General features: G+C 71.2%; 12 protein-coding genes. 6 read left to right on the forward strand and 6 right to left on the reverse strand.

From position 1 onward, the window contains the following. The first annotated feature begins 15 nt into the window (after positions 1-15). The 3 genes from INQ48_18325 to INQ48_18335 are packed head-to-tail and all read left to right on the forward strand — an operon-like array spanning position 16 to position 2151. Positions 16-528, forward strand: coding sequence for a peptidyl-prolyl cis-trans isomerase (locus INQ48_18325; GenBank protein QRF55365.1), 513 nt, complete (start codon positions 16-18; stop codon positions 526-528). A 19-nt stretch (positions 529-547) separates the two neighbouring features. Continuing rightward, positions 548-1330 carry a UDP-2,3-diacylglucosamine diphosphatase gene (locus tag INQ48_18330; protein ID QRF55366.1) on the forward strand — a complete coding sequence of 261 codons (783 nt, stop codon included), beginning with the start codon at positions 548-550 and terminating at the stop codon, positions 1328-1330. Positions 1331-1344: 14 nt separating this feature from the next. Further along, on the forward strand, positions 1345-2151 hold the full coding sequence (locus INQ48_18335; GenBank protein QRF55367.1) for a zinc-dependent peptidase: 807 nt from the start codon (positions 1345-1347) through the stop codon (positions 2149-2151). Here INQ48_18335 and INQ48_18340 read toward each other — a convergent pair. The 3 genes from INQ48_18340 to INQ48_18350 form a co-directional block, all read right to left on the reverse strand. Continuing rightward, the gene (locus INQ48_18340; GenBank protein ID QRF55368.1) at positions 2148-3443 is read right to left on the reverse strand and encodes a flavin-dependent oxidoreductase; all 1296 of its coding nucleotides are present in this window, start codon (positions 3441-3443) and stop codon (positions 2148-2150) included. The two genes, INQ48_18335 and INQ48_18340, sit on opposite strands and share 4 nt — an antisense overlap. Before the next feature lie 103 nt (positions 3444-3546). Further along, positions 3547-6423, reverse strand: coding sequence for a DUF349 domain-containing protein (locus tag INQ48_18345; protein QRF55369.1), 2877 nt, complete (start codon positions 6421-6423; stop codon positions 3547-3549). 234 nt (positions 6424-6657) lie between these two features. Then, positions 6658-10527 (reverse strand): DUF748 domain-containing protein, encoded by a 3870-nt coding sequence (locus INQ48_18350; GenBank protein ID QRF60785.1) that lies wholly within the window; start codon positions 10525-10527, stop codon positions 6658-6660. A 599-nt stretch (positions 10528-11126) separates the two neighbouring features. On the opposite strand from INQ48_18350, the gene INQ48_18355 reads away from it, so the two are divergent. From INQ48_18355 to nrdR, 3 genes are all read left to right on the forward strand, one after another. Next, positions 11127-11993: a lytic transglycosylase domain-containing protein gene (locus INQ48_18355; GenBank protein QRF55370.1), complete on the forward strand. Its 867-nt coding sequence runs from the start codon at positions 11127-11129 to the stop codon at positions 11991-11993. Between the two features lie 220 nt (positions 11994-12213). Then, positions 12214-13458, forward strand: a complete 1245-nt coding sequence (locus INQ48_18360; protein QRF55371.1) for a serine hydroxymethyltransferase — start codon at positions 12214-12216, stop codon at positions 13456-13458. A 24-nt stretch (positions 13459-13482) separates the two neighbouring features. Further along, on the forward strand, positions 13483-13926 hold the full coding sequence (gene nrdR, locus INQ48_18365; GenBank protein ID QRF55372.1) for a transcriptional repressor NrdR: 444 nt from the start codon (positions 13483-13485) through the stop codon (positions 13924-13926). Between the two features lie 30 nt (positions 13927-13956). On the opposite strand, the gene INQ48_18370 is transcribed toward nrdR, so the two are convergent. From INQ48_18370 to INQ48_18380, 3 genes are read right to left on the reverse strand one after another with little or no spacing between them, the layout of a single operon-like run. After that, positions 13957-14505, reverse strand: a complete 549-nt coding sequence (locus INQ48_18370; GenBank protein ID QRF60786.1) for a GspH/FimT family pseudopilin — start codon at positions 14503-14505, stop codon at positions 13957-13959. Further along, on the reverse strand, positions 14502-14930 hold the full coding sequence (locus tag INQ48_18375; protein QRF60787.1) for a prepilin-type N-terminal cleavage/methylation domain-containing protein: 429 nt from the start codon (positions 14928-14930) through the stop codon (positions 14502-14504). Before INQ48_18375 ends, INQ48_18370 begins: the two co-directional genes overlap by 4 nt. Then, the gene (locus tag INQ48_18380) at positions 14927-18535 is read right to left on the reverse strand and encodes a hypothetical protein (GenBank protein ID QRF55373.1); all 3609 of its coding nucleotides are present in this window, start codon (positions 18533-18535) and stop codon (positions 14927-14929) included. Before INQ48_18380 ends, INQ48_18375 begins: the two co-directional genes overlap by 4 nt. Between the last annotated feature and the right edge of the window lie 20 nt (positions 18536-18555).

The following is an 18555-nucleotide window of genomic DNA, read 5'->3' on the forward strand; positions in this document are numbered from 1 at the left end:
TCAAGGAGCATCAGCATGAGCAATCCCCAAGTCGACCTGCATATCCAGAACCTCGGCGTCATCACGCTCGAACTCGACGCCGCGAAGGCGCCGAAGTCGGCCGCCAACTTCATCGAGTACGTGAAGAAGGGCCACTACGACAACACGGTGTTCCACCGCGTGATCCCCGGCTTCATGGTGCAAGGCGGCGGCTTCGAGCCCGGCATGAAGCAGAAGCCCACCGGCGCCGAGATCGAGAACGAGGCCAACAACGGCCTGAAGAACGAGGTCTACACCGTCGCCATGGCCCGCACCAGCGCGCCGCACTCGGCCACGGCCCAGTTCTTCATCAACGTGGCCGACAACGGCTTCCTCAACCACACCGCGCCCTCGGCCCAGGGCTGGGGCTACGCCGTGTTCGGCAAGGTGGTCAAGGGCACCGAGGTGGTCGACAAGATCAAGGCCGTGAAGACCGGCCGCAAGGGCTTCCATGACGACGTGCCGCTCGAGGACGTCGTGATCGAGAAGGCCGTCGTCGTCGGCGAATGACGACAGGGCCGACGGCGGCATGAGCAGGGCAGCCACTGCACCCGCGGTCTTCGCGGAACTGGTGGCGCCCGCCTCCTGGCGCACCGTCGACCTGATCTCCGACCTGCACCTGCAGGCCGGCGAGCCCGCCACCTTCGAGGCCTGGCGCGGCTATCTCGAGACCACGCCGGCCGATGCGCTGGTGATCCTCGGCGACCTGTTCGAGGTCTGGGTCGGCGACGACGCGGCCGGCGAGCCGGGCTTCGAGGCGCAGTGCGCCGAGTTGCTGCGCCGCACGGCCGCGCGGCTGCCGGTGTTCTTCATGCACGGCAACCGCGACTTCCTCGTCGGCGCCGCGCTCGCGGCCCGAAGCGGCCTCACGCTGCTCGACGATCCCACGGTGCTGGTGCTGCACGGCGAACGCTGGCTGCTGAGCCATGGCGACGCGCTGTGCCTGGACGACACCGACTACCTGCGCTTTCGCGCCCAGGTGCGCACGCCCGAGTGGCAGTCGGCCTTTCTCGCGCGCCCGCTTGCCGAGCGCCGCGCCCTGGCGCGCGCGATGCGCGTGCAGAGCGAGGACCGCAAGCGCGATCCCTCGGTGGTCTGGGCCGACGTCGATGCCGATGCGGCGCGCGACTGGCTCGCGCGCGGCAACGCACGCACGCTGGTCCACGGCCACACGCACCGCCCCGCCGAGCACGACCTCGGCGACGGCCTGCGCCGCCTCGTGCTCAGCGACTGGGATGCCGCCGCGCATCCGCCGCGCGCGCAGCTGCTGTGCCTGTCTCCGGCGGGCGCCCAGCGCGTCGATCTGCGTTAAGGGCCGCCGACGCGATGCTCGACTGGCTGCGCCGCCTGCGCCATCCGCGCGCCCTGCCCCCGATTCCCGAAGCCGCCTGGCAGGCCACGCTCGCGCGCTATGCCTTCCTGGCCGAGCGCCCGGCCGCCGACGTCGAGCGGCTGCGCGCGCTCACGGCGCATTTCCTGCGCGACAAGCAGTTCCATGGCGCCCAGGGTTTCGTCATCACCGACGAGGTCGCGCTCGCGATCGCGGCGCAGGCGGTGCTGCCGGTGCTGCACCTGCGCGGCGGCCTGGCCTGGTACGACGATTTCGTCGGCATCGTGGTGCATCCCTCCGAGGTGGTCGCCCAGCGCAAGGTGGTCGACGAGGCCTCGGTGGTGCACGAGTACGAGGAAGTGGTGGCCGGCGAGGCCATGGACCACGGTCCGGTGATGCTGAGCTGGCAGGACGTGCTGGCCAGCGGCGTCACCAGCGAGGGCGGCTACAACGTGGTGATCCACGAGTTCGCCCACAAGATCGACATGCGCGGCGGCGATGCCGACGGCTGCCCGCCGCTGCCGCCGGGCTTTGCCGGCAGCCGCAATGCGCGCGAGGCCCGCGCGGCCTGGCTCGGCGCGCTGCAGCCCGCCTACGAGGCCTTCCGCGAGCAGACCATCATGGCCGAGCGCTTCGGCGCCGAACCGCCCTGGCTCGACGACTACGGCGCGACCTCGATCGGCGAATTCTTCGCGGTGGCCTGCGAGGCCTACTTCGTGAACCGCGCGAACTTTGGGCGCGACTTTCCGGGCGTGCTCGAGCTGTTCGACCGCTTCTTCGGCCCGCCGCCGAGTCGAGGTTAGACCGCGACCCGCGCGCCCGGCGCGATCGTCGACGGTGCCGCGTTGAGGGTCTCGATCGCGAAGCCGGCCGCGGCCTTGTAGCGCGCCATGTAGGCCTCGCGCTCCGCGGCCGGAATGACCTGCTCGATGTCGTCGAACACGCCGCCACAGCGCTCGTCGACCAGGCCCAGCAGCCCGAACGGACCGGCCCCGCGGTTGCGCAGCACCAGCGCCGAGATGTCGGCGCACAGGCGCTCGTCGTAGGCGCGCAGCGCGGCCGGCGTCACGCCGTGCGAGAGCATGGAGGCGCCGAGCACGCGTGCATCGACGATGGCCTGGCTCGCGCCGTTGGAACCCACCGGGTACATCACGTGCGCGGCATCGCCGAGCAGCGCGACGTGGCCGTCGACCCAGGTCGGCACCGGGTCGCGATCGATCATCGGGTATTCGAAGACCTCCTCCGCGCCGCGCAGCATCGAGGGCACGTCGAGCCAGCCGAAGTCCCAGCCCTCGAAGTGATGGGCGAAGTCCTTCAGTTCGACGCGCCGGTTCCAGTCGCCCTGGGTCCAGCCCTCGGCGTTGTCGACCGTGATCTCGGCGATCCAGTTGATGGTGGCCAGGCCCGTGGCGGGATCGGGCGGCGAGATCGGATAGAGCACCACGCGGTGCCGCAGCGAGCCGACGCCGACGAAGGAGGCGCCGCTGCGCACCGGCACGCCCGGCGTGGTGCCGCGCCACATGATGGCGCCGCCCCACTGGATCGGCGGCTGCTGCGGATGCATCTGTGCGCGCACCGCCGAATGCAGGCCATCGGCCGCGATCAGCAGGCGGCCCTCGACCTCGCTGCGCTGGCCGTCGCGCGACTCGATCAACGCGGTGACGCCGTGCTCGCCGTTGCGATAGCCCGCGACCCGCTGGCCGAGCTCGATGGCATCCGGCCCGAGCCGTTCGAGCACCGTGCGATACAGCAGCATCTGCAGTTCGCCGCGATGCACCGAGTACTGCGGCCAGCGGTAGCCCGCGCGCAGTCCGCGCGGCTCGGCATAGACCTCGTTGCCGTTGCGCCCGACCAGCGCCCATTCGCGCGCCTGGATGCCGATGCGGTCGAGCACGTCGTTGCCGATGCCGAGCTCGTGCAGCTCGCGCACCGCGTTGGGCTGCAGGTTGATGCCCACGCCCAGCGGCTGCAGCGCGGACACCGCCTCGAACACGCGGCAGGGCACGCCGAGCTGGTGCAGGGTCAGCGCGAGCGAAAGGCCGCCGATGCCGCCGCCGGCGATCAGTACGGGGGATGCGTCAGGAGTGGAGGCCATGCGGCGATCGTCGGAAGTCGGAAAAAGGAAGGGCCGCACGAAGCGGCCCGATGAATGCCGGGCTCGCCACGGGCGCCCGGGCCCGCGACGGCGCTTCGGCCGCTTACTTGCGCAGCAGCGCCTTCAGCGCGTTCTGCAGGCGCCGCGCGCTGTTCGCGTCATGCGCAGCCGCGAGCACCTTGCCCGCGTCCTGGCCCCAGGTCTGGGCCGGGGCCGGATCGCCGCGCTTGGTCAGCAGCTTGAGCTGCAGCGCACGGCGCGCTTCGAGCTGCTCGGCGGGTGTCGGCACCTCGGCGGCCATCTCGAGACGCAGCAGCGCCTCGGCGGCCTCGTCGGCACGTGCGGCCGGCGAAGCGCCGATCGCCTGCGACCAGCTGCTGCGCACCGCGGGCGTGACCGCGCGGCCAAGTTCCTGCACGCTCGGCAGGCGCGCGGCATCGCGTTGTTCCCAGGCGCCGAGCACCTGGGTCAGCGCTTCGCCGTGGGCCTGGGCCGCCAGCTTGCGCAGCGCCATGTCGGCACGCTCGAGCGCCTCGCGCTGGGCGCGGAAGGCGGTGTCGCCCAGGCGCGGACCGCGGTCCTCGCGCGGCGGGTAGTCGCCGAAGCGGCCGCCCGGTGCGCCACGGTCGCCACCGCGATCGCCACGGCCATCGGGGCGCGGACCGCCACGGTCGCCGCCCGGACGGCCAGGGCCGCCGGGACCGCCAGGTCCGCGCCGGTCGCCGAAGCGGCCGCCGCCACGCGTCGCGGGTGCCGCGGGTTCGGACTTGCGGTTGCCCGGACGGTCGTCGCCGCGCACGGCCACCACCGGACGGGGCGCGGGCTTGGGCGGCGCGGCCGGTGCCGGAGGTTCGGCAGCGGCGGCTTCGCCGGCATCGTGCGCTTCGCTGTCGGCGCGCGCCGAGGCGTCGGCGCCATCGGCCGGTGCCACGAGGTCGGCGGCCGGTGCGGATTCATGGGCCGGCACGGCCGCGGGCGAAGCCTCGGCATCGCTGGGCGACGGCGCCTGCTCGGCGCTCTCGCCGAATTCGGCGGCGGCCTGGTCGGGCCCGGCCACCTCGGTCGCGCCGACCGCCGGGCCGTCGCCCGATGCGGTGCGCTGCGGGGCCGGCGCCGGTGCCGGGGGCGGCACCTCGCCGCGCAACGCGGCTTCGAGCTGGGCGATGGCGGCGCGGATCTTCTGCGCGTCGCCGCTGGCATTGGCCGCGTCGAGCGCCTTCGAGGCGTTGAGCACGTGGCGGTCGCGGTCGCTCATCGCGGCGGACGCCTTCTCGCGTTCGGCCGACTTGCGGTTGAAGGCTTCGTCGATGGGCGCGCGGAAGGCGTCCCAGAGCTTCTGTTCCTGACGGCGGTCGAGCGGCACGCCCTGCGCCTCGGCCTGCCAGCGCTGCTGCAGCGCCTTGACGGCGTCGATGCGCAGCACGGGCTGGGCACCGAGCTCGGTGGCTTCGCCGATCATGGCCTGGCGGCGTTCGATGCTGGCCTTCTGCGCGGTTTCGAACGGCGCACGGGCGGCACCGAAGGCTTCGTTCCATTGCGGCTGCAGCTCGGCGAACACCTTCTCGCCCACGTGGCCGGCATCGCGCCAGCGGTCGGCGAACTGGTGCAGCGCGCGGTTGTGCGCCTTCAGGTCGGTGGCGCCCGCGTGTTCGGCGGCCCAGGCCTTGACCTCCTCGATCAGGGCCACGCGCAGCGCGCGGTGTTCGGCCGCGTCGGCGCGCACCTTCTCGAGCCAGGCCTCGACCACCTTGTGGGCCTCGTTGCAGGCCTCGTCGAAACGCTTCCACAGCGCGTGGTTCGGCACGCCGCCCTGGTCGGCCTGCTTCCACTGGTCGCGCAGCGCGCGCAGGGTTTCCTGCATCTTGCGGCCGCCCAGGGCCTGACCCTCGGGGCGCTTGAGCAGGCCTTCGGCCTTGGCCACGAGGTCCTCGCGCACCTTGTCGGCGCTCCAGCGCTGCCAGCCTTCGAGTTCGCCGGCCGCCACCAGCGCGGCATGCACGCGCGCCTCGAGCGGGGCCTCGACCAGCTTGCCGTGTTCCTTCAGCACCGCGCGCAGCGCGGCGGCGGCGCCGGCGCTGGCCTTGCCATGGCCCTCGGCGGTTTCCTGTTCGAGCTTGGCCAGCGCGGCCTGCACGGCGTCCTGCGCGGCGGCACGCACCGCGGGATCGACCTTGGGTGCCGGCGGGCGCGCGGGTGCCGCGGCCTTGGGCGCGACGGCCTCGCCGCGCGCGGCGCGCAGTTCATCGGCCCAGACGGGCACCGGCGGCAGCGGCGCGGCGGCGTCGGCCGCGGCGGCAATGGCCTGCGCCAGCGCGCTGTGGAAGGCATCGGACACCACGAGCAGCTGTGCCTTCGAGGCTTCGAGCTGTGGGGCGAACTTGGCGTCGAGGCTGGTCCAGTTGGCGTCGGCGGCGATGTCCGCGGCCTGCTGTTGCCAGTGCGTCACGTCGGTGCGCAGGGATTCCTCGGCGACCTGGGCATCCTTCCAGCCCTTGGTCGACAGCACCTCGAAGCGCTGCGCCAGCAGCACGGCGGCCTCGCGGTGGACCTGGGCACGGTGCTGCAGGTCCTCGATGCCCTTGATGCGCTCGGCCAGCCGTGCCTTGAGGCCGGCCAGCGGCTCGCGCGACAGCGGCGCGCCGGCCTTGGCGGCATCGCGCTGCCAGGCGAGCGCGTCGGCGATGTTGAGCTTGGACTGGCCCAGCAGCCCCTCGGCCTTCTGGGCCCATTCGGCCGCGATGGCCTCCTGGCCCTTGGCGCGCTTGAGCTCGTCGAGTTTCTCGCGCAGCAGGCGGGCGGCACCCTTGTCGCGGCCGCTCAACTCCTTGAAGACTTCCTGCATCTGCTCGGGTGCCGGGTTGCTCGCGAGCCAGTCGCGGATGCGCGAGGCACGCTCGCCCGAGGTCGGCGCGGTGAAGGCGCCGCCGGTCAGCGAATCGAGGGCCTGAAGGTCGTGTGGCTTGGAAGAATTAGAGGTCACGTGCGCGAGATCGTTGTCTGAAGAGAGAAAGCGAAGGCGCCGGCAGAGGCCGGCGCAGACCGCCATTTTGACCCACTTGCCGCGCGCCGTCGAAATCCACCTTGCGGCGCGGCCCGGCGATGCGGCGAAACGACGCCGGGGCCGGTCGCGCCGCAGGGGGAAACGGTGCCTGCATATATAGCAGTGCACGCTGAAAAACCAAGGGGCGCCGCGCGGCGCCCCCGGGACGGACGCTCAGCGCATCGCGAGCTTGAGTTCGGCGCCCGGCTTCCAGTCGTCGCCGCTGGCCGTGGTGCGCACCGCGCCCAGGAACAGCCGCTCGCTCGTGAGCTTCTGCGACAGCAGGTAGTCGCGCACGGCGGCGCCGCGCTCCACCGCCAGTTGCCGCATCGACTCCTCGTCGACCGGCACGCTCGCGAGCAGCAGTTTCTCCATCTCGTTGAGCGGCAGGTCCTTGGCCAGCCCGACCATGTTGCGCGGCTTGGTGATGTCGGCGCGCTTGTAGACGGCGGTCAGCAGCGCGGGGTACTCGGCGTCGGTGACCGGCGGCACCTCGGTGCCGGCCTGGCCGCCGCGCACGGCGGCGCGGCGCTTCTCGGCCAGGGCCATCTGGCGCAGGCGCTGGCGCTGGTAGGCATCGCGCTCCTTCTCGAGGCTGGCGGTGCCGATCACGGTCATCTCGAGCGTCGGCCGGTCGACCAGCGCCTTCACCACCTTGTCGAGGCTTTCCTTGGCCGAGGCGCTCAGCGCCGAGCTGCCGGGCTCGAAGGTGATGGTGCTCGACTCGCTGCTCCCGCCGCCGCCCAGGCCGCCGGTCAGCAGGCTGAACGGCGCGGTCACGGCCTTCACGATCAGGTTGACCACCGCCTTGAAGATCAGCGGCCCGATGCTGAACTGCGGGTCGTTGAGCGAGCCGCGCAGCGGCAGGTCGACGTCGATCACGCCGTTGCGGTCGGCCAGCAGCGCCACCGCGAGCTTGACCGGCAGGCTGTTGGGCGCGCCGGCGACCTCCTCGCCGAACTGCAGCTGGTTGAGCACCAGCTTGTTGGTGGCGGTGAGCTGGCCATCGGGCGCGATCTTGTAGTTGACGTCCATGCTCATCTTGCCGCGCTCGATGCCGTGGCCGGCGTAGCGCACCGAGTACGGCGACAGCGGCGCGAGGTCGAGGTCGCGCATCTTCGCGGTGATATCGAGCTCGAGCGGCTTGGCCAGCGGATTGAGCTTGCCGGTGATCTCGAGCGCCGCGGTCTGCTGCGCCTTGCCGCGCAGTTCGAGCTCGGCCAGCGCGGGCCGGCCGCCCTGCCCGTTCGGCGGGTTCGACGAGAACGAACTGAGCTTGCCGGTCAGCTCGCTGAGGTCGGCCGAGTAGTTGGGCTTGACGAACAGGTCGGTGAAGTCGATCTTGCCGTTGACCAGGCTCATCGGGCCGAAGTTGATGACCGGCGCCGGGCCGCCCGGCGCGGCGGGCGCGGCCTGGGCCACCGCGGCGGGCGCGGAGGCCGGCGCCGCCGGCGTGGCGGCGCCGCCGACCATCAGCTCGGCCGGCACCGGGGCGCCACCCGTGGGCCGCTCCGGTCCGCGCGTGGTGGTGGTCGTGCCGCCCAGGTTGCGGCGCGAACGGGTCTCGGCCGTCGTGGCCGCGGCGGCCTTGGACTCGGCCTCGCCCTTCTTCGTGAGGCTCAGCAGGTTGAGCTGGCCGCTGGGGTCGATGATGACCCGGGCGAAGAAGTCGGTCAGCGTGGTCTCGCGCACGTCGACGGTGGGCGCGGCGTTGGGCGCCAGGCCGACCTGCAGGCCGCGCAGGCTCAGCGTCTTCCAGCTCAGCAGCTGGTTGTCGCCGCGGTCGAAGCCCGGCGACTGGGTCAGCGAGACGCTGTTGGCGCGGAAGTCGTCGAGCGCGGTGTCGCCCGCGAGCTTGACGGTCATGCCCGCCGGAGCCGTCGCGTAGTTCACGCTGCCGCGGTAGCTGACGAAGGCCCGGCGGATGTCGACGTTGAGCGCGTCGGCGTAGTAGGCCTTGAAGGCATGGGCCGGGAACGAGGCCACCTCGAGCCGGCCCTCGGCGGCCAGCGGCTTGAGCACGATGTGGCCCTTGTAGTCGAAGCGGCCCGGATCGGCGCGGCGGCCCGATCCGATGCGGCCCGACACCTGCAGCGGCGACTTGGTGGCGGTCTCGGGCGCGAGCTTCTCGGCATTGAGCTTGAAGGCCGTGATCTCGACCGCGACCGGCGTGGCGCTGGCCTTGTCGGCATACGAGAGGCTGCCGTTGTCGACCGCGAACGTGCCGACCGTCAGCGCCCAGGGCTTGGTGTTGGCGCCCGGCGGTGCCGATTCGGGCCCGCTGCCGGCCGGCTTGGGCGCCGCCACCTTGGCTTCGGTTTCGGGCTTGCCGCCCGCGGCGGCCGGCGTCTTGAGCCAGCGCTCGAACATCCAGCGCTTCTCGCTGTCGCGCTCGATGCTGACCTTGGGATTGGTGGCGGTGAACGAGCCCACGGCCAGCGTGTGCTTCGCCATGTCGACCTCGGTATCGCGCAGTTCGAAGCGGCCGACGCTCGCGAGCGCGGTCTTGGCCTGGGTCAGCGCGAGGTTGTCGGCCGCCACCCGCTTGGCCTTGAAGCGCAGGTCGGGCGGAGCCCAGGCGATGCCGATCTCGCCGCTGAGCTTGCCGTCGAGCGTGGGCTCGAGGCTGTTGGCCAAGTAGGGCGCGGCCAGCGAGAGCGGCAGCGCCTCGACCTCGGTCTGCACCTCGGCCGCCTTGTCGGTGCCGCTGCCCTTGAACTTGAGCGTGGCGCCGCCGACCTCGGTGCTGCCGCTGAACTGGGCCGGCTTCTCCATCGGCCAGGTGAGGGCCGTGACGTCGAGGCCGAGCGCGCTGACGTCGATCGCCGCGCCGGGCTGCACGGTCTCGTCGCGCCAGCCGATGCGCCCGCCGCTCAGGGCGATCTTGTCGACCTGGACCTTGAGCGCGGGCTTGGGTGCCGCCGCGCCCGCGGCGCCGCTGGCGGCACTGGCGGATGAAGCGGGCGGTGCCGGCGGCTTGGCCGCGACCACCTTCTCGGTCTTGCCCGTGGCCGGATCGCGCGCCATCAGATTGAGCTGGCCCGAGGCATCGCGCGCCACGATCAGCTGCGGGCTCGCCAGCGCGACCTCGCTCAGATGGAACACCGATTCGAGCGGCCGCACGTCGGCCAGCGCGAGCTTGAGCGAGTCGAAGGCCAGCAGGTCGCGCCCGCGCGCGTCGGCGAGCTTGGCGCCGTGCGCCTCGACCGTGCCGGTGACCTTGAGGCCGACCGTGCTGGCCTGCTGGAAGTCGATCTTGAGGTCGGCGTCGAGGCTGCCGGCCTGCAGCTGCACCGGCAGGCCGCCCGGGATGTAGCCCAGGTACGGCGCGAGGTCGAGCCCATTGAACTGCACGTGGGCGTCGGTCTTGCGGCTGGCGGCGAAGGGCGTGGTCAGCGCGGCCGAGTCGAACTTGCTGCCGTTGAGCGCGAAGGCCAGCTTGGGCTCGGTGTTGACCTCGCGTTGCGAGGCCAGGTTGCTGAGGAACGGCACCTTGAGCACGAAGTCGCGCAGTTCATGGCGGCGCTTGACGGTCTGGTCGTCGAAGTCGACCGCGCCCTCGGTGATCGCGATGTTGTAGATGGCGAAGCGCGCGGGCTCGGCCTTGGGGTCGGGCGGCGGGCCGGAGGCCAGTCTGGCGAGGATGTCGTCGATGTCGTACTTGCCGTCGGCCTGGTGGGTCAGCAGGATGGCCGGCGCTTCCACCGTCACCGCGTCGATCACCGGCGCGAGCCGGAACATCGACTGCAGCTCGGCATCGGCATAGATGCGCCGCACCACGACCTGGTTGCCCTTGCCGTCGGCGGTGGCGATGCGCAGGTTGTTGAGCGTGAGCTCGAGCGTCCAGGGCTTGAAGCCGATGCGCTCCACCGTGACCTGGCGGCCCAGCTTCTCGCTGGCGATCCTCTGCAGCTGGCTCTTGGCGATCGGCGGCACCGCCAGCCACGCCAGGACCCAGAGGCCCAGAAGCACGAGCAGTGCCACGATCCCGCGTCGCACCCATTTGTTCTTTCTTAAGCTTTGTATCGAGGCGGCAGCATTCATTCGCGCGAGTGTGCCCCAAACAAGTGGCATGCCAGAAGCAAGAAAGCCCGGCGACGCGACGAATGTCATGTCACCGGGCTTGATGGCGGGCATACGACCCATTGCCATCGTTTCGCTCGACCGGAAGTCGATGGTTCCGGTCGTGCTGGCGGCAAGAGATTGCCGCCGTGGTTCCTCCGCCGTTCGGGCCCCGGCTCGCACCGCGACCGCCTGGCTTCGGAAAGCACCTGAAAACCTCAGGCCCGTTCAGCTTAGGCGGCCCGACGCGGCTTTTCAAACCCGAAATCGCAAGGGATTTCCCTTAAGAAAGACGCGGTCCAAGTGGTCGGTTTGAAACATTTGTTCGACACTTTTAAGAATTAAGACGGAATTCCTTATGCTTGACCGGGTATTTAGCAACGATAGAATCCCGCCTGCTCCGGACGCCCGACGGGACGGAGCCACCCTGTATCCGCTGCCGACTCCCCCCGGCTTGATCAGGCGGCCGCGCACCTTATCCCTCCAGCGCGGAACCTGATTGGTACCAATCCAAGCGCCGCTGCCTCCATCCCACCGCCCTTCCCGGCGCTGCGACAGGTGCCGCACAGAAAGGAAGAGCGATGAACAAGGCGTTTGATGCCACGGCCCGCGGGCTGAGGACCTTCGTGTCCGATGTGGCAGACGGCTTTTTTGAAATCACGCACAACGGTTTCGCCCTGCTGGGCCTGGCCATCGTGTTCGCGGCCCTCGCCCTCGTGGCGCGGCCCGACCTGCGCCATCAAGGCGAGGAACAGCTCATGGGCTGGCTGCAGTCGCGCAAACCCGCGCCCGAAGCCACCGACCTCGAGCCGACCGCGATCGAGCGCACGACGGCCGCGAGCCCCGGCGACCTGCCCAAGCAGCAGGCCGCCGTGGCTTACTGGCTCAGCAAGAAGTACCGCGTCGCGGCCGAGCCGCTGAGCGTGCTCGTGGCCGAGGCCTACAACATCGGCAAGCACACCAAGCTCGACCCGACGCTGATCCTCGCGATCATGGCGGTCGAGTCCAGCTTCAACCCGTTCGCGCAGAGCCAGGTCGGCGCGCAGGGGCTGATGCAGGTCATGACCCGCGTGCACGGCGACAAGTACGAACCGGCCGGCGGCACGCTGACCGCCTTCGACCCCGTGACCAACATGCGGGTCGGCGTGAAGGTGCTGCAGGAATGCATCGCCCGCGCCGGGTCGCTCGAAGGCGGCCTGCGCTACTACGTGGGCGCGGCCAACCTCGAGGACGACGGCGGCTATGCCGGCAAGGTGATGGCCGAGCGCGAACGCCTGCTGCAGGTGGCCAGCGGCCGCGCGCCCTCGCCGTTCGCGCCGACGCCGCCGGTGCTGCGCCCGCAGCCGCTGCCGCTGCCGGTGGTGGCCCCGGCCAAGCCCGACGAGGCGACCGAGCCGGCCAACGGCCCGACGCCGCCGAAGGTGGCGCTGCTGTCGGCCGTGTCCTGAATCTCCTTTCGCCCGCCGCCGGGCCGGCCCGATCCGCTACACTCGAGCGGGTACGCGACTGGCGATAGGCGCGGTGCCGACAAGGCGCCCGCGCTGACGTGGACTACCACTGGGAAGCGTACCGCCCGCGACGTCGCTCCAGACGCGCGGGCGATCAGCCGTTCGCCTGGGCAGCCCTTGTTTGGTTGAAGAACAAGGACCTCGTCTTCAAAGGACTGCCATGTACCAACGCAACAATCTGGTCGAACAGACCGATCCCGAAATCTGGGCTGCCATCCAGGCCGAAAACGCGCGCCAGGAACACCACATCGAGCTGATCGCGAGCGAGAACTACGCCTCGCCGGCCGTCATGGCCGCGCAGGGCTCGCAGCTCACCAACAAGTACGCCGAGGGCTATCCGGGCAAGCGCTACTACGGCGGCTGCGAGCACGTCGACGTGGCCGAGCAGCTGGCCATCGACCGCGTGAAGCAGATCTTCGGCGCCGAAGCGGCCAACGTGCAGCCGCATTGCGGCGCCTCGGCCAACGAGGCCGTGCTGCTGGCCTTCCTCAAGCCCGGCGACACCATCATGGGCATGAGCCTGGCCGAAGGCGGCCACCTGACCCACGGCATGCCGCTCAACATGAGCGGCAAGTGGTTCAACGTGGTGAGCTACGGCCTGGACGCCAACGAAGCCATCGACTACGACGCGATGGAACGCAAGGCGCACGAGCACCAGCCCAAGCTGATCATCGCGGGCGCCTCGGCCTACTCGCTGCGCATCGATTTCGAGCGCTTCGCCAAGGTGGCCAAGGACGTCGGCGCGATCTTCATGGTCGACATCGCCCACTACGCCGGCCTGGTGGCCGCGGGCGTCTACCCGAACCCGGTGCCGCACGCCGACATCGTGACCTCGACCACCCACAAGAGCCTGCGCGGCCCGCGCGGCGGCATCATCCTGATGAAGTCGCAGCACGAGAAGGCGATCAACAGCGCGATCTTCCCCGGCCTGCAAGGCGGCCCGCTGATGCACGTGATCGCGGCCAAGGCGGTGGCCTTCAAGGAAGCGCTGTCGCCCGAGTTCAAGTCCTACCAGCAGCAGGTGGTCAAGAACGCCCAGATCGTGGCCGAAACCCTCACGCAGCGCGGCCTGCGCATCGTGAGCGGACGCACCGAAAGCCACGTGATGCTGGTCGACCTGCGCGCCAAGGGCATCACCGGCAAGGAAGCCGAGGCCGTGCTGGGCAGCGCCCACATGACCATCAACAAGAACGCGATCCCCAACGACCCCGAGAAGCCGATGGTGACCAGCGGCGTGCGTGTCGGCACGCCGGCCATGACCACGCGCGGCTTCAAGGACGAAGAGGCCCGCATCACCGCGAACCTGATCGCCGACGTGCTCGAGAACCCGCGCGATGCCGCGAACATCGACGCCGTGCGCGCCAAGGTCCACGCGCTGACCAGCCGATTCCCGGTCTACCGCTGAGCCCGAAGAAGAAGCCCTGACCGCATGAAATGCCCTTTTTGCGGTCATCTCGAAACGCAGGTCGTGGAGACCCGCGTTTCGGAAGACGCCGACTTCGTGCGCAGGCGCCGCCAGTGCGGTGCCTGCGACAAGCGCTTCACCACCTACGAGCGCCCTGACGTCAATTTCCCGGTCGTGGTGAAGAAGGACGGCAGCCGCGCCGACTTCGACTCGACCAAGGTCCGTGCCTCGATGATGCTGGCGCTGCGCAAGCGCCCGGTGAGCATCGAGCAGATCGACAACGCGCTGCTGCGCATCGAACAGAAGCTGCTCGCCAGCGGCCTGCGCGAAATCGAGTCGACCAAGGTCGGCGAACTCGTGATGCGCGAACTCAAGAAGCTCGACAAGGTGGCCTACGTGCGCTTCGCCTCGGTCTACCGCAGCTTCGAGGACGTGGACGAGTTCAGGCAACTGCTGCGCGACATCTGAGCGGCGGGCGCTACCCGCCGCTGCCGGCTGCTACTCGCCGCCCTTTCCGCACACCCCCGTTCCGCATTCCCCCTTCCGATCGGGGTCGCAACTTCGAGGCCGCCCCGACGCCGAGAGGACGATGGCCGCGCGCCGCCCCGTCTCGGCCCTGAACGCCACGCAGCCCGCGCCGAAACCGGCATTGCGCAGGCGCCGCGAGAAGCCGTTGCCGTCGTAGTGCACGCCTTGCGCCAGCCCGTCGCCCAGTTCCTTGTCGATGGCGACGCCCGGCGGGAGCTGGTCGAAGCGGCGCAGCACGCGTGGCGCGCCTTCGCCGCCGGGATCGACGACGATCGCCCAGCCCCCGTCCCAGCCCGCGCCGCCTTCGGGCAGCACGCCGACCGGCTCGCCGCGCCGGATCGCCTCGATCCGCGCCATCGCGAGCGCGCTCATGAAGGCCTGCGACGCGGCTGCCAGCCGCTGATGCAGCAGCAACGCGCGAAAACCCGGCACGCCCACGGCGGCCAGGATGGCGACGATGGCGATCACGGTCAGCAGCTCGATCAGCGTGAGCCCGCGCGGCCTGCCGCAGCGCTTCATTGCCAGCACCGCGCCCGCTGCGCGCCATCGCAGCCGCGTCCGCCCGTGCTGTCCAGCCACAGGTTGCCGACCGGCGGGTCCGAGAAGCCGGGCTTGAGCCGCGCGGAAAGCCGCAGACAGTCGTCGAGGCTGCGCTGGCCGTCGCAATGCTCGCTGCGCACGAGGTACTTGCCGCCCTGCCCGCTCTCGGCGGAATCGCCCTCGTAGCGCCGGTAACGGCCGTCGACGGTGAAATGGCGCTCCTGCTGCTGCATCTGCGCGAGCAGCGCCGAGCGCGCCTCGGCGCGCCAGCCACGGTGCACCGCATCGACGTACGAGGGAAAGGCGATGGCCGCGAGGATGGCGATGATCGCGAGCGCGATCAGCACCTCGATCAGGCTCCAGCCGAGGGCCGTGCCCGCTCGCTGCACGTGGCGCGCGGTCATGGCCGCGTCCCTTGCGGATCCGGCACCTGCCGCCAGCTGAGACGGCCGGCCCGGCGCGAGACCGTGGCGTCTTCGAGCGGCCGGGTGAGCGACACCGCCTTGCCTTTCATCAGCGTGCCGGGGCTGAGGACCGCGAGCCGCCGGGTCTCGGCGCGCCGCCCCGTCGGATCGGCGGCACCGTAGGCGGCGTCGCCCTGCTGGACCACGAAGGGCGCGCCCGGCAGCCCCGCCTCCGAAGGCACGCAGGTGCCGCCCATCGACAGCCCGGTCATCGCGTCGACGGCGCAACTGCGGCCACCGCCTTCGCCGCAGGCCGCCTGCGGCGGGATCAGCGTGTTGAAGAACAGGCGGCCGTCGGCCAGCACGGAGCGCTCGACCTGCCGCTCGCCCTGCTCGCGCGAGGCCGGCAGGTCGAGGTACCAGCCACGCCGCCGTGTCGTCGTGCGATCGAAGGCGCCGTAGACGAAGGACGGGCCTTCGATGACCGTCAGCCCGCCCTCGACGGATCGCGCCTGCCGCGCCATCAACTGGGTGCGCGCCTCGCCGGCGCGGATCGGCGTGCCCGTGTCCTGCACCGCATACACGGTCTGGAGGCCGCGGCGCGCGGCACCGAGGTCCGCCGGCTCGATGAACTGGCCGGTGCCGAACAGCACGACGCTGCCGCCGCCGGGCCCGAGCCCCACCTCCGGCGGCACCGTGATCGGCTGGCGCCGGCTGCCCGCGCCGCCATCCATCGCGACCATCAGCGGCGCCCCGCCGAAGCCCAGTGCGTTGGCTTCGCTCCACGGCGCATCGCGCTCGAAGTCGAACTTCCAGAGATGGCCCTGGGTATCGCCCGCATAGAGCCAGCGGACCGTTCCGTCGTCGGCCGCATGGTCGCCCGGTGCGCTCGCGAGCGCATTGAGCAAGCTGGCATCGGCGGGCCGGGGCAGCAGGATCTTGTGATAGTCGACGCCGCGCCGCCACGGCGTGCCGGCCGGCTTGTCGAGCGACAGCAGGAACAGCGCGGCACGCTTGTCGGCATTGCGGTTGTTGAAGCCCGAGGGCACGACCGCGAACCAGGCATGGGTGGCCGGGCGCCCCGCGGTCGCCGCCCTGGTACGGAACTTCAGGATGCGCGGCGGCTGCATCAGGTGGCCTATGTCGGGGTCGTCGGCGCTGCCGAATTCCCACAGCACCTTGTCGGCCGAGAAGGCGCGCGGGTCGCTGACATCGAGCGCGAAGACACCGGCCGCGCCCGCGCCGAGGCCGGAGACCAGCACGCTCTTCCACTTGCCGCTGGCCATGCGCGCCTCGGCCACCGTGGGCGTGCCATCGACGTAGGCGCGGTGCGGGCCACCGGCCTGCGCCAGCTGGCCCAGCGCGGGAAACACCAGGCGCGGGACATAGCCGAACAGCTCCTCGCCCGTGCGCGCCGAGAAGGCATGCAGCATGCCGTCGTTGGCGCCCTGATAGACCACGCGCTCGCGCTGGCGGTGTGCATCGAGGAACGCCGGGTAGCCCGCCTCGCGCAAGGCGGGATCAGGCGCGCCGACGTACAGCGGCGCCGCATGCGCGATGTCGCCCATCACCGAGTCGCGCACGCGCAAGCGGCCGCCCGCGAACGAGGCTTCGTTGCGGCGTTCGCCGCGCAAGAAGTTCATGCGGTCGCGGGCCAGGACATCGACCGATGCCGCCGACGCAGGCTCGGCCGCCGGATCGGGGTTCGCGCGCAGCGAGCGCCGCAACGGCTCGTCGAGCGCCTCCCATTCGAAGGGGATGCCGAGGCCGGCGCTCGACAGCGTGAAGATCTTCCGCGACGCCGCTGCACCGGGCTTCTCCATGCGCGCATCGAGCAAGGCACCCGCGTCCCACGACGGCGCGTCGGCCACGCGCAAGGCGCCGGTCTCCGGGTCCACGAACAGGCGAAACGCCTGCAGGGTGCCGGACCAGCGCCGGCTGTCGGAACGCGAGCGATAGACGCTCGCGCCGGCCGCGCCCACCGTGTCCGAGGAGATCGCGGCGGTGGCATTCGCGCCCAGCGACGGCGCGGTGGCACGGCGCAGCACGCCGCGCAACGCCTGCGCCGTCGATCGCGCATCGCTGGCCAGGACGTAGTTGGCCGGCATCGGCTGCCCGTCGCTGTCGAGCCCCTCCGCCCATTCGGCGTTGCCGACCCATGCCGACCTGCCCGCCGTGTCCGGGGCACCGAACAGCGCGGCCGTTCGGAACGGATCGCCATCGCCGTTGCGGTCCACGAATCCGCCGTACTTCGCGGCCAGGTAGAGCGCGCTGCCGCGCTCGCGCTTGCCCACCGACGCGCCGCGGCCGGCATCGAGGTCGATCGCGAAGGTCTGCACGCGCAGATCGGGGTGGTCGCTGCGGACCCGCTGGGTGCGCGCCCAGTAGGCCAGTCCCGCCATGGCGAAGGAGCCAGGGGCCGCGGCGGCGTCTCCATGCTCGAACGCAGCGACAAGGCGAGCCCCGTGCGCGGCGCCGGGCTCGAAGGCCGCGCCCGGCCATGGACGCTCCTCGCGGGCGGCGAGGCCGCCGATGCTCACGATGTGCTGGCGCTGGCAGTTGCCAAGCACCGGATCGGCTGCCGTCGACGGTCTGCCCTGCAGGTAGCGCAGCGATTCGTGGAACAGTTCGCCCGCGGCGCCGAGGCGCGCGTATGCGCCCGAACGTCCGAAGCGATTGACCGCCAGGACGATGCCCTGCGCGGCGCCCGCGCCGCCGTCACGGAACACGCCCGTGCGCGCATCCCACTCGGCCCGCGGGTTCGCGACCCGATCGAAGCGGGCATCGATCTTCTCCGGCCCGATGGACTTCATCGCTTCGCGCGGCAAGCCGCCAAGGCGCACGGGATCGCCGCCGAACACGGCGAAACGCGCGTCGCCCGCATGGATCTGCAAGGCGCCCACGGGTTTGTGATGCCCGCCGGGATGGGCGGCGCACAGATCGCGGCGCGCGACGGCCTCGTCGGCGGTGCAGACCTCGACGCGCGCGAAGTGGAGATCGGCACCGGCCGCCGAGGCGCAGCCACGGTCGGCCTCGGCGCGCATGTCCGTATCGACGACCAGCCGCTCCCCGCAGTTGCGGATGCGCAGCGCACCGCCCGCGCGAAGCCTGCCGCGCGGAACCAGCCACTCGAGACGCCCGCGCACGGTCTTCACGGGAAGCTCGAGACCGGCATCCACCGGCCAGGTCGCGCGCTGCAGCACGGTCCGCTCGGGCGTGTCGACCACGCGGTCGCCGCCGGTCAGCGCCATGCGCAGATGGTCGAGCGGCGATGCCGTGGCCCAGTTCAGCAGATTGCCGCTCCATTGGTCTTCGCAGACGATCTCGCCGCCGGCAAGCGTGGTGGCGGTTTCCGTGCGGCGGAAATAGCCGTCGACGCGCAGGTAGTCGTAGCAGCCCTTCGCATCCCAGTAGCCGCCGTAGACCTTGGTGGGCTCGAAGTCGCCGAGGTACGCCGGTCCCGCGTTCGAGGCCTGGATCGCCAGGTCGATCACGACGTTGGGCTCGGGCTGGCCGGCCAGCGCATGGAGCGGCACGTCGGTCAGCAGCGCGTCGGGCGGCATCGCGGAGGACGCACCGGCCCATGCCGGGCCCTTCGACGTCATGCAGAAAACCAGGGCGATGC

The organism is Variovorax paradoxus, assembly GCA_016806145.1.
In the GTDB taxonomy this organism is placed as follows: Bacteria; Pseudomonadota; Gammaproteobacteria; order Burkholderiales; family Burkholderiaceae_C; genus Variovorax.